At 70.9% G+C, this 21,894-nt stretch carries 19 protein-coding genes; 17 read left to right on the plus strand and 2 right to left on the minus strand.

Annotated features, from left to right (window positions below; all coding sequences use genetic code 11):
• Nucleotides 1-115: 115 nt before the first annotated feature.
• Both WBK31_RS07830 and WBK31_RS07835 read right to left on the minus strand, forming a co-directional pair.
• Nucleotides 116-1,675 carry a glycoside hydrolase family 10 protein gene (locus WBK31_RS07830; RefSeq protein ID WP_406674554.1) on the minus strand — a complete coding sequence of 520 codons (1,560 nt, stop codon included), beginning with the start codon at nucleotides 1,673-1,675 and terminating at the stop codon, nucleotides 116-118.
• 165 nt (nucleotides 1,676-1,840) lie between these two features.
• Nucleotides 1,841-3,979 (minus strand): elongation factor G-like protein EF-G2, encoded by a 2,139-nt coding sequence (locus WBK31_RS07835; RefSeq protein ID WP_378784080.1) that lies wholly within the window; start codon nucleotides 3,977-3,979, stop codon nucleotides 1,841-1,843.
• Nucleotides 3,980-4,234: 255 nt separating this feature from the next.
• Between WBK31_RS07835 and pgsA the strand changes: the two genes are divergently transcribed.
• The 17 genes from pgsA (at nucleotide 4,235) to yajC (ending at nucleotide 21,837) form a co-directional block, all read left to right on the plus strand.
• Nucleotides 4,235-4,879 (plus strand): phosphatidylinositol phosphate synthase, encoded by a 645-nt coding sequence (gene pgsA, locus WBK31_RS07840; RefSeq protein WP_364066033.1) that lies wholly within the window; start codon nucleotides 4,235-4,237, stop codon nucleotides 4,877-4,879.
• Nucleotides 4,876-5,787, plus strand: a complete 912-nt coding sequence (locus tag WBK31_RS07845; RefSeq protein WP_364066030.1) for a phosphatidylinositol mannoside acyltransferase — start codon at nucleotides 4,876-4,878, stop codon at nucleotides 5,785-5,787. Before pgsA ends, WBK31_RS07845 begins: the two co-directional genes overlap by 4 nt.
• Complete coding sequence (locus WBK31_RS07850) at nucleotides 5,784-6,914, plus strand: glycosyltransferase family 4 protein (protein ID WP_406674555.1); 1,131 nt, start codon at nucleotides 5,784-5,786, stop codon at nucleotides 6,912-6,914. Before WBK31_RS07845 ends, WBK31_RS07850 begins: the two co-directional genes overlap by 4 nt.
• Before the next feature lie 61 nt (nucleotides 6,915-6,975).
• Nucleotides 6,976-7,518 (plus strand): hypothetical protein, encoded by a 543-nt coding sequence (locus tag WBK31_RS07855; RefSeq protein ID WP_364066024.1) that lies wholly within the window; start codon nucleotides 6,976-6,978, stop codon nucleotides 7,516-7,518.
• Between the two features lie 62 nt (nucleotides 7,519-7,580).
• Entirely contained in the window at nucleotides 7,581-8,603 is a 1,023-nt protein-coding gene (locus WBK31_RS07860) for a DUF3048 domain-containing protein (protein ID WP_364066021.1), read from the plus strand.
• A 129-nt stretch (nucleotides 8,604-8,732) separates the two neighbouring features.
• Nucleotides 8,733-9,647 (plus strand): pyridoxal 5'-phosphate synthase lyase subunit PdxS, encoded by a 915-nt coding sequence (gene pdxS, locus WBK31_RS07865; protein WP_364066689.1) that lies wholly within the window; start codon nucleotides 8,733-8,735, stop codon nucleotides 9,645-9,647.
• Between the two features lie 202 nt (nucleotides 9,648-9,849).
• The gene (locus WBK31_RS07870) at nucleotides 9,850-11,538 is read left to right on the plus strand and encodes an alkaline phosphatase D family protein (RefSeq protein ID WP_364066018.1); all 1,689 of its coding nucleotides are present in this window, start codon (nucleotides 9,850-9,852) and stop codon (nucleotides 11,536-11,538) included.
• 162 nt (nucleotides 11,539-11,700) lie between these two features.
• Nucleotides 11,701-12,081, plus strand: a complete 381-nt coding sequence (locus WBK31_RS07875) for a MarR family winged helix-turn-helix transcriptional regulator (protein ID WP_378784076.1) — start codon at nucleotides 11,701-11,703, stop codon at nucleotides 12,079-12,081.
• 49 nt (nucleotides 12,082-12,130) lie between these two features.
• Nucleotides 12,131-13,321, plus strand: coding sequence for an MFS transporter (locus tag WBK31_RS07880; protein ID WP_364066012.1), 1,191 nt, complete (start codon nucleotides 12,131-12,133; stop codon nucleotides 13,319-13,321).
• Nucleotides 13,322-13,473: 152 nt separating this feature from the next.
• The gene (gene pdxT / locus WBK31_RS07885) at nucleotides 13,474-14,067 is read left to right on the plus strand and encodes a pyridoxal 5'-phosphate synthase glutaminase subunit PdxT (RefSeq protein ID WP_364066010.1); all 594 of its coding nucleotides are present in this window, start codon (nucleotides 13,474-13,476) and stop codon (nucleotides 14,065-14,067) included.
• A gap of 4 nt (nucleotides 14,068-14,071) precedes the next feature.
• Nucleotides 14,072-14,824 (plus strand): YebC/PmpR family DNA-binding transcriptional regulator, encoded by a 753-nt coding sequence (locus WBK31_RS07890; protein WP_364066007.1) that lies wholly within the window; start codon nucleotides 14,072-14,074, stop codon nucleotides 14,822-14,824.
• 259 nt (nucleotides 14,825-15,083) lie between these two features.
• Complete coding sequence (locus WBK31_RS07895; protein WP_406674556.1) at nucleotides 15,084-16,943, plus strand: hypothetical protein; 1,860 nt, start codon at nucleotides 15,084-15,086, stop codon at nucleotides 16,941-16,943.
• A gap of 10 nt (nucleotides 16,944-16,953) precedes the next feature.
• Nucleotides 16,954-18,096 carry an enhanced intracellular survival protein Eis gene (eis, locus tag WBK31_RS07900; RefSeq protein WP_406674557.1) on the plus strand — a complete coding sequence of 381 codons (1,143 nt, stop codon included), beginning with the start codon at nucleotides 16,954-16,956 and terminating at the stop codon, nucleotides 18,094-18,096.
• 90 nt (nucleotides 18,097-18,186) lie between these two features.
• Complete coding sequence (ruvC, locus tag WBK31_RS07905; protein ID WP_364066687.1) at nucleotides 18,187-18,711, plus strand: crossover junction endodeoxyribonuclease RuvC; 525 nt, start codon at nucleotides 18,187-18,189, stop codon at nucleotides 18,709-18,711.
• Nucleotides 18,712-19,079: 368 nt separating this feature from the next.
• Nucleotides 19,080-19,700 carry a Holliday junction branch migration protein RuvA gene (gene ruvA / locus WBK31_RS07910; protein ID WP_364065999.1) on the plus strand — a complete coding sequence of 207 codons (621 nt, stop codon included), beginning with the start codon at nucleotides 19,080-19,082 and terminating at the stop codon, nucleotides 19,698-19,700.
• Nucleotides 19,701-20,210: 510 nt separating this feature from the next.
• Nucleotides 20,211-21,245: a Holliday junction branch migration DNA helicase RuvB gene (ruvB, locus tag WBK31_RS07915; RefSeq protein WP_406674558.1), complete on the plus strand. Its 1,035-nt coding sequence runs from the start codon at nucleotides 20,211-20,213 to the stop codon at nucleotides 21,243-21,245.
• Between the two features lie 211 nt (nucleotides 21,246-21,456).
• Nucleotides 21,457-21,837 (plus strand): preprotein translocase subunit YajC, encoded by a 381-nt coding sequence (gene yajC, locus WBK31_RS07920; RefSeq protein WP_364065993.1) that lies wholly within the window; start codon nucleotides 21,457-21,459, stop codon nucleotides 21,835-21,837.
• Nucleotides 21,838-21,894 lie beyond the last annotated feature (57 nt).

A 21,894-nucleotide genomic window follows, 5' to 3' on the forward strand; every position in this document is an offset into this window, starting at 1 on the left:
TCATGCGTCAGACCCGTGCGAGGCCGACTCGCCCCGATCGCGGCCCCGGAACGGCGGAGGGCCGGTCTCCTCGGACGGAGACCGGCCCCTGCGCGTTCAGGTCAGGCGGCGGGCGTCAGGGCGCGTCCGCCTTCACCTTGACCGCCTTGCTCTCGTTGTGCAGCCGGTCGAGCGCGGTGACGAGGTAGGTGCCCGGCGACTTCACCGTGTAGGACGGGTCGCTCACCACGGCCACCAGGTTGCGCGCGTCGGTGGTGCGGCAGTCCTTGCCGGACTTCGGCACCTGGTAGATCGCGTACGAACGGGCGCCGTCGGACGGCTTCCACGACAGGCGCGTGCCGTCGGCCTTGGCGCCCGCCGGCATGGCCGGAGCCTTGCCGCCGCGCTCCTCCATCAGCGGCAGCAGCGCCGGACGGCCGTAGTAGGTCTTGGCGAGCCGGTCCATCGCGCCGAGCGGGTTGGTCAGCAGCTGCTTGGCGCTGAAGTAGACGGCGCCGTCGATCTCCTTGCTGTCGCGGTTGAGGCCGATCTGCGCGGCCAGCTCGCCGGGCTTGGTCCAGGCCCTGTCGTCCTTGCTGCCGACGCGGTAGAGGCCCTGGCCGATGTAGAGCTGCACGTCGCTGCCCTTGACCGCGTCGGACCACCAGCGCACCAGCGTGCGGTAGTCGGCCGCCTTGTGGCCGCGCGGCCAGTAGAGCTGCGGCAGGACGTAGTCGACGGTGCCGGCCTTGATCCAGGCGCGGGCGTCGGCGTAGATCGAGTCGTAGGCGGACATGCCCGACGTCTTGGACCCGCGCGGGTCGTTGGAGGTGTTACGCCAGATCCCGAACGGGCTGATGCCGAACTTGACGTGGTTCTTCGTGTGGTGCACGGCCTGGTCGACCTGCTCGACCAGCTTGTTGACGTTGGACCTGCGCCAGTCGGCGAGCTTTTGGCCCTTGCCGTACTTCTTGAAGGCCGCGGCGTCGTCGAACGTCGCCCCGGCCTCCGGGTACGGGTAGAAGTAGTCGTCGAAGTGCACGCCGTCGACGTCGTAGCGGCCGACCACGTCGGTGATGACCTTGGTCACGTGGTCGCGCACGGCGGGCAGGCCCGGGTTGTAGTAGAGGCGGCCGCCGTACTTGACCGTCCAGCCCGGGTGCTTCTTCGCCGGGTGCCCCGCGGGCAGCTTGGCGATGTCGTCGCTGTAGGAGGCGCGGTAGGGGTTGAACCAGGCGTGGAACTCCATGCCGCGCTTGTGCGCCTCGTCGATGAGGAACGGCAGCGGGTCCCAGCCCGGGTCCTTGCCCGCCGTGCCGGTCAGATACTGCGACCAGGGCTCCAGCGAGGACTTGTAGAGCGCGTCGGAGGCCGGCCGCACCTGGACGAAGACCGCGTTGAGGTTGCGCCTGGCGGCGCTGTCCAGGATCTTCACGTATTCGGCCTGCTGCTTGGCCTTGCTCAGGCCCGCCTTCGACGGCCAGTCGAGGTTGGTCGTCGTGGCGATCCACACTCCGCGCAGCTCACGCTTGGGATAGCGGGCGTCGGGCTTGCAGGCCGCGGCGGGCGCGGCGGCGGCCGGCTTCTTCGCGCTCGCCGCCTTGCCCGGCTTGGCGTCGGGGCCCCAGACGTAGGCGGCCGACGTGGTCGCGATCGCGAGAGCGGTGGCGGCGAGAAGTGGGCGTGCAGTTCGCATAGTGCCACCCAGTGTGGCAGCTTCTCAGGCATGCTCGCGACGAAAACCGCAATCATACCGTGACGTGTCTGTGACAATTGCCGCGAGCTGTGCCGGGAGGGACAAATGCCCAGGTGCATGCCCTCCCGGCGCGTCATGTCCGGTCGCGATCGCCGTGCCCGCCGGTCAATCCGCGGCGGTCACCTTGCTCGCGAGGTTCGGCGGCAGCGGCTCGTAGCGCAGGAACGTCCGCGTGAACGTCCCCGTCCCGTGTGACATGGATCTCAGATCGATGGCGTAGCGCGTGATCTCCAGCTGCGGCACCTCCGCCTTGACCAGCGTGCGGCCCTTGCCCACCGGCTCGGTGCCGAGCACGCGCCCGCGCCGCGAGGACAGGTCGGACATCACCGCGCCCACGTAGTCGTCGGCCACCAGCACCGAGATCTCGTCCACCGGTTCGAGCAGCAGCGTCGGCACCTTGGACGCCGCCTCCTTCAGCGCGAGCTGGCCCGCGATCTGGAAGGCCATGTCGGAGGAGTCGACCGAGTGGGCCTTGCCGTCGTACAGGGTGACGCGCAGGTCCACCATCGGGTAGCCGGCCACGACGCCCCGCTCCATCTGGGTGCGCACACCCTTCTCCACCGACGGGATGAACTGCCGCGGCACCACGCCGCCCACGATCTTGTCGACGAACTCGAAGCCCGAGCCCGACGGCAGCGGCTCGACCTCCAGGTGGCAGATGGCGTACTGGCCGTGTCCGCCGGTCTGCTTGACGTTGCGGCCCATCGCCTGGCACTTGCCGCCGAACGTCTCGCGCAGCGGCACCCGCAGCTCGACCCGCTCGACCTCGACGCCGTGCCGCTTGGCCAGCCGGTCGAGCAGCACGTCGGTGTGGGCCTCGCCCATGCACCACAGCACGAGCTGGCGGGTCTCTGCGTTGTTCTCCAGCCGCAGCGTCGGGTCCTCGGCCACCAGCCTGCCCAGGGCCTGCGACAGCTTGTCCTCGTCGGCCTTCGACTTGGCCTTGATCGCCACCGGCAGCAGCGGCTCGGGCATGCTCCACGCCGTCATCAGCAGCGGGCGGTCCACGTCGGAGAGGGTGTCGCCGGTCTCGGCGCGCGACAGCTTCGCCACCGCCACGATGTCGCCCGCGATCGCCTTGGGCGCGGTGCGCTGCTGCTTGCCCAGCGGGCAGCTCAGGGTGCCGATGCGCTCGTCCACGTCGTGGTCCTCGTGCCCGCGGTCGGCCAGGCCGTGGCCGGAGACGTGCACGCTCATGTCGGGGCGCAGCGTGCCGGAGAAGACGCGTACGAGGCTGATGCGGCCCACGTACGGGTCGCTGGTGGTCTTGACGACCTCGGCCACGAGCGGCCCGTCCGGGTCGCACGCGATGCCCTGCACCGGCTTGCCCGACAGGTCGGTGATCTCCGGCAGCGGGTGTTCGAGCGGGGAGGGGAAGCCCTGGGTCATCAGCTCCAGGATCTCCTGGGCGCCCACGCCCAGCCCGCTGCACAGCACCGGGTAGAAGCTGCCGCGCGCGACGGCCTTCTCCAGGTCCTCGATGAGGACGCCGGTGTCGACCGGCTCGCCCTCGAGGTAGCGCTCCATGAGCGACTCGTCTTCGCTCTCCTGGATGATGCCCTCGATCAGGGCGCCGCGGTACTCCTCGATCTGCGCCTCGTACTCGGCGCCCGGCTCCTTCTCGGTGCGCTCGCCGGTCGCGTAGTTGTAGAACTTCTGCGTCAGCAGCCCGATCAGGCCGTTGACGTGGCCGTTGGTGACGACGGGGAGGTAGAGGGGCGCCACGCCGTCGCCGAACTTGTCCTGGCAGGTGGCGAGCACCTCGTCGAAGTTCGCGCGCTGGTGGTCGAGCTTGGTGATGACGACCGCGCGCGGCATGCCCACCTGGGCGCACTCCTCCCAGAGCATCTGGGTGAGCCCGTCCACGCCGTCGCAGGCCGAGACCACGAACAGCGCCGCGTCGGCCGCGCGCAGCCCGGCGCGCAGGTCGCCCACGAAGTCGGCGTATCCGGGAGTGTCGAGAAGGTTGATCTTGATGCCGTTGTGCACCAGGGGTGCGACGGCGAGGTTGACGGATCTTTGCTGTTTGACCTCGACCTCGTCGAAGTCGGTGACCGTGTTGCCGTCCTCGACGCGTCCCGGGCGCTGGATGGTGCCCGTCGCGGCCAGCAACTGCTCGACGAGGGTCGTCTTGCCTGCTCCTGAGTGGCCGACCAGCACGACATTGCGAATCGCATCCGCCCTGTCGGCCGCGGGTGCCCTGCCCGCGGCTCCTGCGGCGCCGCCAGAGTGCCTTTCCGCCACATCGCCTCCCGCTAATCTTTCGTCTCACCTCGTGAGACGGCTCGGTCGATGGGGGGACGCCGTCCAGCCGCGTCCGGTAGCTCGCTCCCGTCGCTCCTCGGCCCAGGCGGCGTCGCTCCCTTCGCGTTGGTCCGTCTGCCAACGCCGCGCCCGCGCGGAGGGTGCCGGAAACCGCATGGACGCGGTGTGTTCACCAAATACCCGTGTGGCGGATATCACAAGGGGTCCGGGGCAAAGAAAGTTGTCAGCCCCCGCATGGCCTACGATCGGACCGCGATGCTCAAACTCCTGCGCCCGGCCGTGACCCGGATACTCACCCCGCTGGGCAGGGCCCTCGCCGGCCGCGGGATAGGCCCGAACGCCGTCACGGCGGTCGGCACCCTCGGCACGGTCGTGTCCGCCCTGCTCTTCTTCCCCCTTGGCCAGCTCGCCTGGGGGGCGCTCGTGATCACCGTCTTCGTGCTGTTCGACCTGCTCGACGGCGTGGTCGCCCGGCTCGGCGGAAAGGGGGGCAGCACCTGGGGCGCCTTCCTCGACTCGACCTTCGACAGGGTCGCCGACGCCGCCATCTTCGCCGGCCTGATCCTGTATTTCTTCGAGCGCGACGACACTCTGACGGCCTCGGTGACGCTCGCCTGCCTGATCCTGGGCGCCCTGGTCTCCTACGCCAAGGCCAGGGCGGAAGGGCTCGGCCTGACGGCCGACGTCGGGCTGGCCGAGCGGCCGGAGCGGCTGGTGGTGGCGCTGGTCGCGGCGTTCCTCGAAGGGCTCGGCGTCCCGTACGTCCTGCCGGCCGGCATGTGGCTGCTCGCGGTCGCCAGCCTGATCACCGTGGGCCAGCGCGTGATGGCCGTGCACCAGCAGACCAGACAGCAGACTGGGCAGACGAGGGAGAGATGAGCGACAAGGCATCGTTCGGCGACCGCATCGTGGCCGCCGGGTTCGCGGCCGGCTGGACACTCGTGCCGCTGCTGCCCGAGCGCCCGACGGCCGCGGTCTTCCGGTTCCTGGCCGACCGGGTCCACGCCAGGCGCGGCAAGTCGGTGCGCCGCCTGGAGTCGAACCTCGCGCGGGTGACCGGCCTTGAGCCGGGCGGCCGCGAGCTGCGCGAGCTCACCAAGGCGGGCATCCGCTCGTACTTCCGCTACTTCCACGAGATCTTCCGCCTGCCCAGGATGGACCGCGCCGAGCTGGTGCGGCGCACCCACGTCATCGGCGCCGAGCACATCCACGACAACGTCGCGGCCGGGCGCGGCGTGGTGCTGGCGCTGCCGCACATGGGCAACTGGGACCAGGCGGGCGCCTGGCTGGTGAGCGTGGGCCACCCGTTCACCACCGTCGCCGAGCGGCTGCGGCCGGAGTCGCTGTTCCGCCGCTACGTCGCCTTCCGCGAGGGGCTCGGCATGGAGGTGCTGCCGCTGACCGGCGGCGACGGCCACAACTTCGGCATCCTCGCATCGCGGCTGCGCAAGGGCGGCGTGGTCTGCCTGCCCGCCGAGCGCGACCTCACCAAGAACGGCGTGGAGGTGCGCTTCTTCGGCGCGGCCACCAAGATTCCCGCGGGGCCCGCGCTGCTGGCCGTGCAGACCGGGGCCGCGCTGCTGCCCGCCACCGTCTACTTCGTGGGCGACGACTGGGGCATCCACATCCACGAGGAGCTGCCGGTGCCCGCCGAGGGCACCCGGCAGGAGAAGGTCGCGGTGCTGGCGCAGGGCCTCGCCGACGTGTTCGAGAAGGGCATCTCCGAGCATCCGGAGGACTGGCACATGATGCAGCGGCTCTGGCTGGACGACCTGGATCCCCGATGAAAGTCGGCATCGTCTGCCCCTACTCGTGGGACATGCCGGGCGGGGTCAAACAGCACATCGACGACCTGGCGCAGGCGCTAATGGCGCAGGGGCACGAGGTATCCGTGATCGCCCCGGCGGCCGACGACGACGAGCTGCCTCCCTACGTGACCGGCGCGGGGCGGGCCGTGCCCGTGCCGTACAACGGGTCGGTGGCCAGGATGTCGTTCGGCTTCCTGTCGGCCGCGCGGGTGCGGCGCTGGGTGCGTACGGGCGAGTTCGACGTGCTGCACATCCACGAGCCGCTGATCCCCAGCCTGGGCGTGCTGGCCTGCTGGGCGGCCAAGGGGCCGATCGTGGCCACCTTCCATGCCTCGTTCAACCGCTCGCGCGCGATCGCGGTGGCCGAGCCGCTGCTGCGCAGCGCGCTGGAGAAGCTGAGCGGCCGCATCGCGGTCTCCGACGCGGCGCGCAAGAGCCTGGTCGAGCAGTTCGGCGGCGACACCGTGCTCATCCCCAACGGCGTCACCGTCTCCCGCTACACCGACGCCGAGCCGCTCGACGGCTGGGGCCCCGACGGCGCCACGATCGGCTTCCTCGGCCGCATGGACGAAGAGCGCAAGGGCCTGCCGATCCTGCTCGACGCGTTCGCCATCCTGGCCGAGCGGCGGCCCGACGTGAAGCTGCTCATCGCAGGGCCGGGCGATGAGAAGGACGTCTACGAACGGGTGCCGAAGCGGTTCAGGGACCGGGTGACCGTGCTGGGCATGGTGAGCGAGACCGACAAGATCCGCGCCTACCACTCGGTCGACGTGTTCTGCGCGCCCAACACCCGCGGCGAGAGCTTCGGCATCGTGCTGGCCGAGGCCATGGCGTCGGGGGCGACCGTGCTGGCCAGCGACATCCCGGCGTTCCGCAAGGTGCTGGGCGAGGGCCAGGCGGGCGCGCTGTTCACCAACGGCGACCCCGCCTCGCTGGCGCGCGAGGCCGCCGCGCTGCTCGACGCGCCCGAGCGGCGGGCCAAGCTGGCGGCCGAGGCGCTGGTGGCGGTGCGCAAGTACGACTGGTCGACGGTGGCGCGCGACGTCGTACGCGTCTACGAGACCGTCACCATGAGCGGCGCCGGCCGCGTGGAGGAGGACCTGTGAGACGCGTCGCGAGCGCGGCGCACACGGCCGCCGCGCCGCCCCGGTTCGCCGAGGAGGACCTGTGACGACCACCATGATCGTGCTGATCGTGGGCATCGTGGTGGTGCTCACGGCGGTGTACATCTCCTGGCGGGCAGGCCGGCTCGACCGCCTGCACCTGCGCCTGGAGCTGGCCCAGCAGGCGCTGGACGCCGCTCTCATGCGGCGCAGGGCGGTGGTGCTGGAGCTGGCGGGCTCCCGCCTGCTCGACCCCGCCACGTCGCTGGTGCTGGCCGCGGCGGCGCACGAGGCGCGCTCCGCGGGCCCCGAGGAGCGCGAGCACGCCGAGAGCGACCTGTCGCGGACGCTGCGCGCGGTGGTGGACCAGGAGCGCTTCAGGGAGAAGCTGTCGGAGTCGCCGGGCGGCCGGGCGCTGCTGGAGGAGCTGGACGCGGCGGTGGCCAAGGTCGTCTACTCGCGCCGGTTCTACAACAACCACGTGGCGGTCACGCGGGCCGCCCAGCGCCGCTGGCTGGCCAGGACGCTCCGGCTGGCCGGGCACACCGAATACCCCCAATTCTTCGAGATTGATGACAATCCGCCGGCAGCTATGGCAACCGAATGACCTAATTTGGGGAAGCCAGTAAGCTTCATCCCGATTTTGGGCTGAAGCGAGGAGATGTACACGTGCGGCTACCCCGGTTGATCACCCTCTGGCTGGCCGGAGCGGCCGTGTTGCTGCCTGTCGCGGCCTGCTCGTCCGAGGAGCCGGCCGCGGGTTCCGCGCCGCAGGCGGCCACGGACGCGCCGAGCGAGACGCCTCAGGAAGAGGAAGAGGTCAAGGCGCATCCGTTCACCGGCAAGCCGTACGACACGCTCAAGCCGGTGCTCGCCGTCAAGATCGAGAACACCGCGGCGGGCAAGCCGCAGCTCGGGCTCAAGAGCGCCGACATCGTCTACATCGAGCAGGTCGAGGCCGGGCTGACCCGGCTCATGGCGATCTTCTCCTCCAAGCTGCCGGCCAAGGTGGGCCCGGTGCGCAGCGCGCGCATCTCCGACCTGCACATCACCCCGCAGTTCGGCAAGCCGGCCTTCTCCTACTCGGGCGCGCAGACCAAGATGCTGCCGCTCATCGCCGAGGCCTCGCTGTACGACGTGGGCGACACGCGCAACCCCGGCGCCTACTACCGCCAGCCGGGCCGCTTCGCCCCGTACAACCTGTTCGCCCACACCAAGAAGCTGCTGGCCGCGGCGCCCAAGGCGAGCAAGGCCAAGGACATCGGCTTCACCTTCGGCGACCCGCCCGCCGAGGGCGGTGTGCCGCGCAAGTCGTACACGGTCAGGTGGCCCGCCGCGCGCTTCACCTTCACCTGGTCCGAGGCCAAGCAGGAGTGGCTGATCTGGCAGGACGGCAAGAAGGACATGGCGGCCGAGGGCGGCCAGCTCAGCGCGCCCACCATCGTCGTGCAGTACACCAAGACCGAGCGCTCGCAGTTCCACGACAAGAACCAGAGCTACACGCCGCTCGTGCACACCACGGGCAAGGGCTCGGCGATCGTGCTGCGCGACGGCAAGGCGTACAAGGCCAGGTGGGAGCGGGAATCAGAGGACAGTGGCACGACGTTCACCACGGAGAGCGGCGAGCCGATGAACTTCGCCCCCGGCCAGGTCTGGGTGGCTCTCGCCAGCCGCAAGCCCGTCATCCCCTAGCCCCACGTCCGCACCACTCTGTAGATGTACGGCGATAAATCCTGACATCTTGGCATGTCGGGGGAGGGGTCGTTCAGGACCTACGATGGGGTTGATAACTTACAGAATCGCCGTTGAGAGCCCGTGAGGATGACCGTGTCCAGCAGCACGCCAGAAAGCACCCCCGTCACCGGAACCGCGCGCGTCAAGCGCGGCATGGCCGAGATGCTCAAGGGCGGCGTCATCATGGACGTCGTCACCCCCGAGCAGGCCAAAATCGCTGAAGACGCCGGCGCGGTGGCCGTCATGGCCCTCGAGCGCGTGCCCGCCGACATCCGCGCGCAGGGCGGCGTGTCGAGGATGAGCGACCCCGACATGATCGAGGGCATCATCAACGCCGTGTCGATCCCCGTCATGGCCAAGGCCCGCATCGGCCACTTCGTCGAGGCCCAGGTCCTGCAGTCGCTGGGCGTCGACTACATCGACGAGTCCGAGGTGCTGACCCCGGCCGACTACGCCAACCACATCGACAAGTGGCAGTTCACCGTGCCGTTCGTGTGCGGCGCCACCAACCTGGGCGAGGCCCTGCGCCGCATCACCGAGGGCGCGGCCATGATCCGCTCCAAGGGCGAGGCCGGCACGGGCGACGTCTCCAACGCCGTCACCCACATGCGCACGATCCGCGCCGAGATCAAGCGGCTCACCTCGCTGCCCGAGGACGAGCTGTACGTCGCGGCCAAGGAGCTGCAGGCCCCGTACGAGCTGGTCGCCGAGGTCGCCAAGACCGGCAAGCTGCCGGTCGTGCTGTTCACCGCGGGCGGCATCGCCACCCCGGCCGACGCCGCGATGATGATGCAGCTCGGCGCCGAGGGCGTGTTCGTGGGCTCCGGCATCTTCAAGTCGGGCGACCCGGCCAAGCGGGCCTCGGCCATCGTCAAGGCCACCACCTTCTACGACGACCCCGACGTCATCGCCAAGGTCTCGCGCGGCCTGGGCGAGGCCATGGTCGGCATCAACGTCGACGAGATCCCGCAGCCGCACCGCCTGGCCGAGCGCGGCTGGTAGACCCCTCGGCGGGTCGCCGCAGGCGTGACCCGCGGGCGTGAGACGATCACCTCCGGGTGACCGGCACGCGCGGCGACGAAGATCTCGGAAAAGGCGGCATCCGCGAAGGATGTCGCCTTTTCTGTTGATCCGTGTTCACCGAACGGTCACGCTGCTCGGTCAAGCTACGGGGGTCCTCACCCTTGATCGTCAAGGAGCCCCAGTGTCCAAGCTGAACCGCAGGCACTTCCTCGTCACGGGGTTAGCGGCGGGCGCCGCCTCGGCCATCCCCGGCGTCACCCCCGCCGCCGCGCACGCCGGCCCCGGCCCGGCCGCCGAGACCGCTCAGAGCCTGGCCTCGCGCGGGCTGCGCACCGATCCCTTCACCCTCGGCGTCGCGTGCGGCGACCCCGACCACGAGGGCTTCGTGCTGTGGACCAGGCTCGCCCAGGAGCCGCTCGCCGAGGACGGCCTCGGCGGCATGCCGCAGCGGCCCTTCACCGTGCAGTGGCAGATCTACGCCGACGAGCGGGCCCGCCGCGTCGTGCGCTCCGGCGTGGCCGTCGCCGCCCCGGAATGGGGCCACAGCGTGCACGTCGAGGTGCAAGGGCTGAGCTCCGGCCGCGAGTACTGGTACCGCTTCCGCGTCGGGCCGTACGTCTCGCCGCTCGGCCGCGCCCGCACCGCCCCGCACCCCCTGTCGTACGGCGGCGCCCTGGCCATGGCCTTCGTCTCCTGCGCCCAGTACGAGCACGGTTACTTCACCGCGTACCGCCGCCTCGCCGAAGAGCACCCTGACCTGGTGCTGCACCTCGGCGACTACCAGTACGAGTACACCAAGAACTCCTACACGATCCCCGGCGGCAACGTCCGCCACCACGAGGGCCCCGAGACCGAGACCCTGGCCAACTACCGCCAGCGCCACGCCCAGTACAAGACCGACCCCGACCTGCAGGCCGCGCACGCCGCCGCGCCCTGGCTGGTCGTGTGGGACGACCACGAGCTGGACAACAACTGGGCCGGCGAGGTGCCGGAGAAGCCCGAGATCCCCCAGCCGGACTTCATGCAAAGGCGCGCGGCCGCCTTCCGCGCGTACTACGAGAACATGCCGCTGCGCCGCACCTCCATCCCGCGCGGCGTGGACATGCAGCTCTACCGGCGCATCCGCTGGGGCAGGATGGCCACCTTCCACATGCTCGACACCCGCCAGTACCGCGACGACCAGGGCTGCGGCGACGGCTACAAGGAGTGCCCCGACTCGGTCGATCCCGCGCGCTCCATCACCGGCCAGGAGCAGGAGGAGTGGCTGATCGAGGGCTTCCACACGTCGCGGGCGCAGTGGGACATCATCGGCCAGCAGGTCTTCTTCGGCCAGCGCGACAACAACGAGGGGCCCGCCAAGGTCACCTCGCAGGACGCCTGGGACGGCTACGTCGCCTCCCGGCAGCGCATCACCCAGGGCTGGATCGACGCGAAGGTGCGCAACCCCGTCGTGCTCACCGGCGACGTGCACGCCCACTGGGCCGGCGACCTCAAGCTCGACTACGACGACCCGACCGGGCCCAGCGTGGGCTCGGAGCTGGTGACCACGTCGATCACCTCGGGCGGCGACGGCGCCGACTCCGACCCCGCGGCGCACCCGTTCCTGAAGATCAACCCGCACCTGAAGTTCTACAACAACCAGCGCGGCTACGTGCTCACCAAGATCGAGCGCGACCTGCTCACGGCGGACTTCAAGGTCGTGCCGCGCGTCCAGACGCCGGGCGCCGAGGTCTACACCCGCGCCACGTTCGTCATCGAGGACCGGGTGCCGGGGGTGCAGCAGACGTACCTGCGGCCGCTCGACCCGGCGCTGCGGATCCAGCCGCCCACGATCGAGGACACCGTCCGCCTGGAGACCGAGCGCCCCTAACACCACCCCCGATGCCGGGCCGCCTTCCCCGGCTCGGTGCACCCTCGCGGCCCGGCCCCCGACCAGGGGCCGGGCCGCTTTCGTCCGGAATATTAGCCAGGCTAAGTTTGTTCACCGTCCATGCAGGACGATCCCTCTCACCTGGCAGAACAGGTCTCAGCCGTGCTCCGCGACCTGGTGCTCCTGCTCCGGCGCACCGTCGCGGGACAGCCGGTCACCAGCCAGCAGCTCGGCGTGCTCGCCTCGCTCGAACGCGGCCCCAGGCGCATGACCGCGCTGGCCGAAGAGCACGGCGTCCAGCTGCCGACCATGACCGTGCAGATCAACCGGCTCGAAGACGCCGGTCTCGTCGCCCGCGGCACCGACCCGGACGACGCCCGCGTCAGGACGGTCGAGCTGACCACCGAAGGCCGCGAACGGCTGCACGCCGGACGCCAGGCCAGGATCGCCCGCCTGACCCGTGAACTGGAGGCGCTCACCGACGACGAGCGTTCCGCACTCGCGGCCGCGCTGCCCGTCCTGGGCAGGCTCGGCCGCTCGTAAGCAGCCAAGGAGCAGTATGCAAACCGGCGGCGGCATCCTTCGCCAGCCCATGTCCGTCTGGGCCACCGCGTTCGCCGCGGTCGTGGCCTTCATGGGGATCGGGCTCGTCGATCCCATCCTCCCGTCCATCGCCCAGGGGCTGAACGCCACCCCGAGCCAGGTCTCCCTGCTGTTCACCAGCTACTTCCTGGTCACCGCCGTGGCCATGCTCGTCACCGGCTGGGTCTCCAGCCGCATCGGCGGCAAGCGCACCCTGCTCGCCGGGCTCGCGCTCGTCGTGGTGTTCGCCGCGCTCGCGGGCACCTCCACCAGCGTCGCCGAGCTGGTCGGCTTCCGCGCCGGCTGGGGCCTCGGCAACGCTCTCTTCGTGGCCACCGCGCTCGCCGTCATCGTCGGCGCCGCCAGCGGCGGCGCGGAGTCGGCCATCATCCTGTACGAGGCCGCGCTCGGCCTCGGCATCTCCGCAGGACCTCTGGTGGGCGCCCTGCTCGGCGACTGGAACTGGCGGGCCCCGTTCTTCGGCACGGCCACGCTCATGGCCGCCGGCCTCGTCCTCATCCTCACCCTGCTCAAGGCCACGCCACGGCCGCGGGAGAAGACCCGGCTCAGCGCCCCGATCCGCGCGCTCGCCCACGGCGGGCTGTCCACCACGGCCTTCACCGCGCTGTTCTACAACTTCGCGTTCTTCACCGTGCTCGCCTTCACGCCGTTCATCCTCGGCATGTCGCCGTACGGCATCGGCGCGGTCTTCTTCGGCTGGGGCGTCTGCGTCGCGCTCGCCTCGGTGTTCGGCGCGCCGCCGCTGCAGCGCAGGCTCGGCTCGGTGAAGGTGCTGCACCTGTCGCTCGCCCTGCTCGCCGTCTTCCAGCTCGGCATCGGCCTGTCCGCGTACGAGGGCTCCTGGCAGGCCGGGGTCATCGCCTTCACCGTCCTGACCGGCGTCCCCATCGGGCTCAACAACACGGTCTTCACCGAGTCGGCCATGGAGGTCTCCGACGCGCCCAGGCCCGTCGCCTCCGCCGGATACAACTTCGTGCGCTGGATGGGCGGCGCGCTGGCCCCGTTCATCGCCACCAAGCTCGGCGAGGACGTGGGGGTCGCGGTGCCGTACGCGCTGGGCGCCGCCTGCTGTCTCATCGGCATGGCCGTCCTCTACCTGCGCCGCCACCACCTGCGCTCGCTGATCGAGGTCGACGCCGATCTCGGCGTGCGCGACGCCGCCCCGGTCGCCACGTCCTGACCCCGGGCGCCGCCGCCGCGGCCATTACGGCCTGACCTCCCGTGACGCCGTCATGGCCACTACGGCCTGACCCCGCGCAACGCCTCTCGAACGGCCCCCGTCGGAAGACGGCGGGCCGTTCTGGTGTTGAATTGTCGGAAACCCGTACCCGGATGAAAGGATCGCCCGTGCCCACGATCGGTGTGCTCGCCCTCCAGGGAGACGTGCGCGAGCATCAGCGCATGCTTCAGGAGGCCGGCGCGACGGCCGTCGCCGTACGCCGCCCCGCCGAGCTGGACGCGGTCGACGCCCTGGTCATCCCCGGCGGCGAGTCGACCACCATGTGGAAGCTCGCCGAGAGCTTCGACCTGCTGCAACCGCTGCGCGTCCGCGTCAAGGAAGGCATGCCCGCCTACGGCTCGTGCGCCGGCATGATCATGCTGGCCGACCGCATCGAGGACGGCGTCGCAGGTCAGCAGACCATCGGCGGCATCGACATGGTGGTCAGGCGCAACGCGTTCGGCCGCCAGGTCGACTCCTTCGAATCCGACCTCGACTTCGCCGGACAGCAGGTGCACGCGGTGTTCATCCGCGCTCCCTGGGTCGAATCCGTCGGCTCGGACGTCGAAGTGCTGGGCAGGTGCGAGCCTGGGGATAGGATCGTCGCGGTCCGTCAAGGTCCGTTGCTCGCTACGTCGTTCCACCCCGAGCTCACCGGGGACGTACGCGTGCACCGTTACTTCGTAGACATGGTGAGGGAGCTCTAGGTAAATGTCCGGCCACTCAAAATGGGCGACGACGAAGCACAAGAAGGCCGCACTCGACGCCAAGCGCGGCAAGCTGTTCGCCAAGCTCATCAAGAACATCGAGGTGGCGGCACGGACCGGTGGCCCTGACCCGGACGCCAACCCCACCCTCTTCGACGCCATCTTCAAGGCGAAGAAGAACTCCGTGCCCAACGACAACATCGAGCGGGCGCGCAAGCGCGGCGGCGGTCTCGAAGCCGGCGGCGCCGACTACCAGACGATCATGTACGAGGGTTACGCGCCCGGCGGCGTCGCGGTGCTCATCGAGTGCCTCACCGACAACCGCAACCGCGCCGCGTCCGAGGTCCGGGTCGCGCTCACCCGCAACGGCGGCTCCCTTGCCGACCCCGGGTCCGTCTCCTACATGTTCAACCGCAAGGGCGTCGTCATCGTCCCCAAGACCGACGGGCTCGACGAGGACACCGTGCTCATGGCCGTCCTCGACGCGGGCGCCGAGGAGGTCAACGACCTCGGCGAGAGCTTCGAGGTGATCTGCGAGGCCGGCGACCTCGTGCCGGTGCGCAAGGCCCTCCAGGACGCCGGCATCGACTACGACTCGGCCGAGTCCAGCTTCGTGCCCTCGATGACCGTGCCGCTCGACGAGGAGGGGGCCAAGAAGGTCTTCCGCCTCATCGAGGCGCTGGAGGACAGCGACGACGTGCAGAACGTCTTCGCCAACTTCGACGTCTCCGACGAGGTGCTCGCCGCCCTCGACTGATCGTCGCGACAGGGCCCGGTGGTGTTTCCGCCGGGCCCTGTTCCGTACGGCGGCAGCGGGCCGCGTTCCGGTCGGGACGCCCTCGAAGAGGTGGGCCGCCTGCAGAGGCGTGCGCATTCCGGTCGGGACGCCCGGAAGGAGCGGGCCGCGTTCCGTACGCGGACGGACGGCGCGCCGCGTTGTTTTCGCTGACGGCCGATGGTCGTTGCCGCATGTGTCGCGTGCGCGGGAGAGGCCCGGCCGCGTAGGGTCGGGCGACGTGAGTTCCCCCATTCCCCCTCGGACCGGCGCCAGGGCGCTCGGCTTGCTGCTCGTCTTACCGGCTCTGGTCGGCACCCTCATCACGCTCGTGCTGCCGACCGCGCAGACGATCTGGCTCAGCTTCCAGAGCGGCGGCGTGCTCCGCGAGATCTCGTACGCGGGGACCGCCAACTACGCCAAGCTGTTCGGCGACGACGCCTCCTGGCGGGCGCTGGGGCTCACGGTGTCCCTGATCGGCTTCCCGCTGCTGGTGGCGCTGGTGGTGGGCCCGCTGCTGGCCCTGGCACTCGACCGGGCGGGCACGTGGGTGCGGCGCGCCGGGCGGGTGCTGCTGTCGCTGGCGGTGGTCACGTTCTCGCCGGTGGCCGTGGCCACGTCCTGGCTGCGCGGGCTGCTGCCCGAGTCGTCCGGCCTGGTCGCCCTGGCTCAGGAGCTGCGCGACCCCGCCACCGCGCCTGGAGCGCTCCGGCTCATCGTGGCCGCCGCCACGTTCGGGCTCGTGTGCGCGCTGGCCGTGATCGCGTTCCTGCCCGCGCTGCGCGGCGGCACCCCGAGAGCGGCGGCGGTCGTGGTGGGCGTCCTCGTCGCGTTGGCCGTCGTCGCGGCCGGGCTGCAGACGTTCGCCCTGGGGCAGGTGCTCACCGGCGCTCAGCGCGCCACACAGACGCTCGCAGGGCTCCAGTACGACTACGCCTTCAGGGAGGCCCAGTTCGGCCTCGGTGCGGCCGTGGCGACGCTCACGGGGGCCGTCCTGGGCGTGCTGGGCATCGCCGCCACGGTGATCGCGGTCGCCTCCGGCCTGCGCATCACGCTGACGCGCAAGGACGCACCGGCCGGCTCCCTCGGCGCGAAGGGCACGGCCGTTCCCATGGCAGTGGGCGCGGCGGCCGGCTACGGACATCAACCGGCCGCCGGTCATGATGGCGGGGCGGGCGCGTACGGCCCCCCGGACGGGCAGCCGTCCCCCTACCTGCAGGGCGGCGGTCAGCCCGCGCGGGCAGGACGGGAACAGGCCGCGTGGACCGGACAGGGACAGGCCGCGTGGACCGGACAGGGACAGGCCGCCTCGCCCGGCGAGCAGGTCGTGGAGGCCGGACAGAAGCGAACGAGTCCGGCGCCGGCGGGCATGGCGATCGGGATCGCCGCGTTAGCGGCGGCCGCGGTGGCCGCGTTCCTGCTCACCTGGCCGTGGATGGACGGCGCGCTCGCCTCCAGGGCGGGCGAGGCCGGCACCTTGCGAACGCAGATCAACACCTGGCTCCCGGCCCTCGTCGGCGCCCTGGTCTCGGTGGGCGTGGCGTACCTCGCGGCGCTCGGCATCGGCGGTCTGCGCCCGCTCGGCCGGGCCAGCGAGTGGCTGCTGCTGATCTTCGCGCCCTGGCTGTTCGTCGGCTCGGGCCCGCTCAGCGTCGCCAACTGGCACAACGCCCGCAGCCTCGGCCTCATCGACACCTTCGCGGCCCTGATACCGCCGCTGCTGGTGAGCGTCCCCGCGCTGCTCGTGCTGACCCTGCTGTGCAAGGGCCTCGCGGAACGCACCGACCGCGACTTCTTCTCCGGCGTGTTCCTGCCCTCGCTGCCCATGGCGGGCATCCTGACCGGCGCCGTCACGCTGGTGAACGCCCACGACGTGCTCTGGCCGCTGCTCGTCGTCCAGAAGCCTGAGCTGCACACCGCCCCGGTCGCCCAGATGATCGAGGCGGGGACCCACGCCCGGGTGGCGGTCGACATCGGGGGCGCGACGCCGCTGCTCGTGGTGGCCGTCGCGCTGGCCGCCCTGGTGGCCGCCCAGCTCCTCTACCTCGACAGGCTCACCGTCACGACGGCCGGTTCGCGCGTACGCAAGGCCGTTCCGTAGGTTGCTGATTGTGGAAATACGCGACATAACGCCCGACGACCTCGACGACGTCATCGACCTGCGCCGCCGGGCGTTCGGTCCGGTGAGCGAGAGCGGCAAGGAGAAGTGGCGCAAATCCGTGCTGCCCGCCCTGGCCGAGCGGCGCTACCTGGGGATGTTCGACGGCGACCGGCTCGCCGCCTCGGCCAGGCTGCGCCGCTTCACCCAGTGGTGGCACGGCAGGCCCCAGCCGATGGCCGCCGTCGCGGGCGTCACCGTCGCCCCCGAGGACCGCGGTCGCGGCGTCGGCACCGGCATCATGCGAGCCGTCATCGAGCGCGCCGCCGCGCTGGGCGACGCGGTCTCCGCGCTCTACCCGGCCACCACCGCCATCTACCGCAAGCTCGGGTACGAACACGCGGGCGCGCGGCACCTCATCCGCCTGCCCGCCGAGGCGCTGCGCGAGATCCGCCCGTCCGGCCACGTCAAGCTGCGCAGGATGGGGCCGGGCGACGCCGCCGAGCTGATCTCGGTGCTGCACCGCGTCCACGGCGCGACCCGCGCCAGCGGCCCCGTCTCCTACGGCGAGGACACCTGGAACCTGTGGCTCGCCAACGAGGACGACTTCCTCTACCTGGCCGACGACGGCTACGCCATCTACCGCTGGAAGGGCGACGACATGGAGGTCGAGAACGTCGTCGCCGGCTCGTCCGGCACCCTGCGCGCGCTGTGGGGGCTGATCGGCAGCGCCTCCTCGGTGGCCCGCGAGGTCGTCGCCGCCGTGGCGCGCGACGACCCGGTGCTGTGGATGCTGCGCGAGCGTTCGAAGGAGCGGGTCACGCAGGTGCGGTGGATGTTCAGGGTGCTCGACGTGGCCGCCGCCGTCGAGCGCAGGGGCTATCCGGCGCACGCGAGCTGCCAGGCCGTGGTGACCGTGGACGACCCGGTGCGCGGCGGAGGCACCTGGCGGCTGGACATCTCCGGCGGAACGGGCACCGCCACTCCGTGCGACGAGCCCGGCGTCACGCTCTCAGTGAACGGCCTGTCCGCGTTGTACGCCGGTGTCCCCTCCTCGACGCTGCGGCTCAGCGGTCTCATGTCCGGAGATGACCGATATGACGAGGCGCTCGACGCGGCCTTCGCCGCCAAGCCGTACATGCTGGACTACTTCTGACTCTCGCTTCCCGGTGCGCGCCCTCTCCGGTCACGGTAAAGTCTCGTGCCGAACAGGTGTTCGGCGGCGCGGTCTCGGGAGGGCATGCCGGTGCGGGTGATGGGCGTCGATCCGGGGCTGACCCGGTGCGGCCTGGGCGCGGTCGAAGGGCGCCCGGGAGCGCCGCTGACGCTCGTGGCCGTGGGTGTGGTCCGCACGGGCGCCGACGAGGAGCTGGGGGCGCGGCTGGTCGGCATCGAGGCCGGCATCGAGCAGTGGCTCGACGACGTACGCCCCGACGCGGTGGCCGTCGAACGCGTCTTCAGCCAGCACAACGTACGCACGGTGATGGGCACCGCGCAGGCCGCCGGCATCGCCGTCCTGTGCGCGGCCCGGCGCGGCCTCCCGGTGGCGCTGCACACGCCGTCCGAGGTCAAGGCCGCCATCACCGGCAGCGGCACGGCCGACAAAAAGCAGATCGGCGCCATGGTCACCCGCCTGCTGCGGCTCACCGAGATGCCCAGGCCCGCCGACGCCGCCGACGCCCTCGCGCTGGCCATCTGCCACGTCTGGCGCGGCGGCGCCCAGCACCGCCTCGCCGACGCCCTGGCCAAGGCCAGAAACCCCCGCCGATGACGACAGGCCGGGCCCGGCGGACCACCGCCCTCTGCGAGGCAGCCGCATCCGCTCCGAGAGGCCACGCCCTCCGGCCGGTCGCAAGCGTCCATGAGACCGCGAGCGAGCGGGCTGCGCGACGAATCGGGTTAGGTCCGCGAGCCGGTTGTGCAACGAGCCGTATCGAGGCCTGCGGGTCGCGATCGGCGTGGCGGGGGCGGGGAGAGGGCGTATCTGCGCTATGACAGGGGACCAGGCGTGACAGTGCTGACAGTGGCAGTGCTGACAGTGGCAGTGCTGACAGTGGCGGTGCTGACAGTGGCAGTGCTGATAGTGACGGTGCTGACAGTGACGGTGCTGACAGTGGTGACGGAGACGGGAGGCCGAGCGTGATCGCGTCGGTGACGGGCAAGGTGACGGCGATCGCCCCCGACGGGGCCGTGATCGAGGTCGGCGGCGTCGGCATCCTCACCCACTGCACCCCGAGCACGCTCGCCACACTCCGGGTGGGCGAGGAGGCCCGGCTGGCCACGTCGCTCGTGGTGCGCGAGGAGTCGCTCACCCTGTACGGCTTCGCCACCGACGACGAGCGGGCCGTCTTCGAGCTGCTCCAGACGGCCAGCGGCGTCGGTCCCAAGCTGGCGCTGGCGATGCTCGCCGTGCACAGCCCCAACGCGCTCCGGATGGCCGTCGCCAGCGCCGACCTCAAGGCGCTCACCCAGGTGCCGGGCATCGGGCAGAAGGGCGCCCAGCGCATCGTGCTGGAGCTCAAAGACCGCCTCGGCACCCCGGAGGAGACGGTCAACGCCGCGCTCAACGGCGACCGCCGCGCGGCGGTGTGGCGCGAGCAGGTCCACTCGGGTCTGGTGGGGCTCGGCTACTCCAGCAAGGACGCCGACGAGGCCATCGCCGCCATCGAGCCGGAGGCGGAGGCCGACATCGCCGCCGGCCGCCAGCCCCAGATCGCCGCCCTCCTGAAGGCAGCCCTCCGCTCCCTGAGCGTCCGATGACCCACCCGACCGCCCTCTGCCGTCCGCCGATTCGTACGGTGCGGAGCGCGCGTCCGGCCTTCGCAGCGCCGACGGCCGCTGCGCCCCGCCCGGCCCTCGAGACCCGCGCGGGGCCTGCGGCGCCCGTGGCCCGCGTGCAGCCCGAAGCACGTACCGCGGGAACGGCGTCCGCAGCGCCCACAGCCCTTACGGTCCGCTCGGCGCTCGCGCCGTCTGCTGCGTGCTCGGCGTCCGTAACGCCCGCTCCGCGCACTGCCCGTACCGGGTGGTTGCGGGGCACGAGGGAGCGGTTGTCGGTGATACGTGAGATCGTGGCGGTCCGAGGCGATCGCGGAGACGTCCGGTCGGTGGTGAAGGGGCCGCCAATCCAGCGGCCGCACAAGGCCGGGAAGTCGCGAGAGCCCGGGAAAGAGCCGCGGCGGCGACTGGCCGTCGAGTCGGCGCGGCGACCAAGCGCAGGGCCGACTGCACACATGACCGTGAAGCCGATGGAGGAGAGGAGGCGCAGGCATGGGGTTCGAGCGGGATGAGATCCTCTCGCCCGCCGCCGGTGGCGACGAGCTGCAGATCGAGGCCGCGCTCAGACCCAAGCGCCTCAGCGAGTTCATCGGCCAGAGCCGCGTACGCGAGCAGCTGTCGCTGGTGCTGGAGAGCGCGCTGCGCAGGCGGCGTCCGCCGGATCACGTGCTGATGAGCGGCTCGCCCGGCCTGGGCAAGACCACGCTGGCCATGATCATCGCGGCCGAGCTGAACGCCCCGCTGCGCATCACCTCGGGCCCGGCGCTGGAGCGGGCGGGCGACCTGGCGGCGATCCTGTCCACGCTGACCGAGGGCGAGGTGCTGTTCATCGACGAGATCCACCGGATGGCCAGGCCCGCCGAAGAGATGCTCTACATGGCGATGGAGGACTTCCGGGTGGACATCGTCGTCGGCAAGGGGCCGGGGGCGACCGCGATCCCGCTGGAGATCGCGCCGTTCACGCTGGTGGGCGCCACGACGAGGGCGGGGCTGCTGCCGGCGCCGCTGCGCGACAGGTTCGGCTTCACCGCCCACATGGACTTCTACGAGGTCGCCGAGCTGGAGCAGGTGCTGCACCGGTCGGCCAAGCTGCTCGGCGTCACGCTGCCGGACGAGGGCGCGCACGAGATCGCCCGCCGCTCGCGGGGCACGCCGCGCATCGCCAACCGGCTGCTGCGCCGGGTGCGCGACTTCGCCGACGTACGGGCGAACGGCGTCATCGACCGCGACGTGGCCTCGGCGGCGCTCAACCTCTACGAGGTGGACGGCGAGGGCCTCGACCGGCTCGACCGGGCGGTGCTTGGCGTGCTGCTGCGCAAGTTCGGCGGCGGACCGGTGGGGCTGTCCACGCTGGCGGTGGCGGTGGGGGAGGAGCCGGAGACGGTCGAGGTGGTGGCCGAGCCGTTCCTCGTACGCCAGGGTCTGCTGGCGAGGACCCCGCGCGGACGGGTGGCGACCGCGGCGGCGTGGGTCCACCTGGGGATGGAGCCTCCGCCCGATGCGTTCGGAGCGTCGCTTTTCGACTGATCACGAATCGGTTGCAACCGTTTCAATATGGGAACTTCCCCGCGTGCCGAAACGCTGCTTCGTTGCCGCCTTTATCAACAAGCGCCTACACTCCGTGGCTTGGCTGGCTGTGTAGGCTGACGGGCTGAGCGGCGCGGCCCGACGCAACGCACGGAATTTCCGGCGCGGGGCCGGTGTCAACTCCTTGTACGACTATGGAAGGTCGCCCCTTATGGAACAACTCGGAAGCATCCTGCCGCTGATTCTTCTGGTGGTGGTGTTCTACTTCCTGCTGATCCGCCCTCAGCGCAAGCGCCAGCAAGAGGCGATCCAGATGCAGAACTCCTTGACGCCTGGCACCCGCGTCATGACCACGACCGGACTGTTCGGGACCGTCACCGCGATAGACAATGAGGACGTCATCCTCGAAGTCGCGCCGGGTGTCGAGACCCGTTGGGTGAAGGCCGCCATCGGCCGTGTCGTCGCCCCCGGTGACGCCCCGGCGGACGAGCAGGCCGCTGACCAGGCCGAGCTCGGCGAGGAAGGCAAGAAGGAGTCCGACGGCACCGCGGAGCCCAACGGTGACCAGGACTCCAGCACCAAGAAGTCCTGACTAAGCTCTGCCTAAACCTCTATCTGAAAGAACTGACGACCAGTGGCCCGACCGACC

The sequence above is a fragment of the Nonomuraea sp. N2-4H genome (assembly GCF_045291505.1).
Taxonomy (GTDB): Bacteria; Actinomycetota; Actinomycetes; order Streptosporangiales; family Streptosporangiaceae; genus Nonomuraea; species Nonomuraea fastidiosa.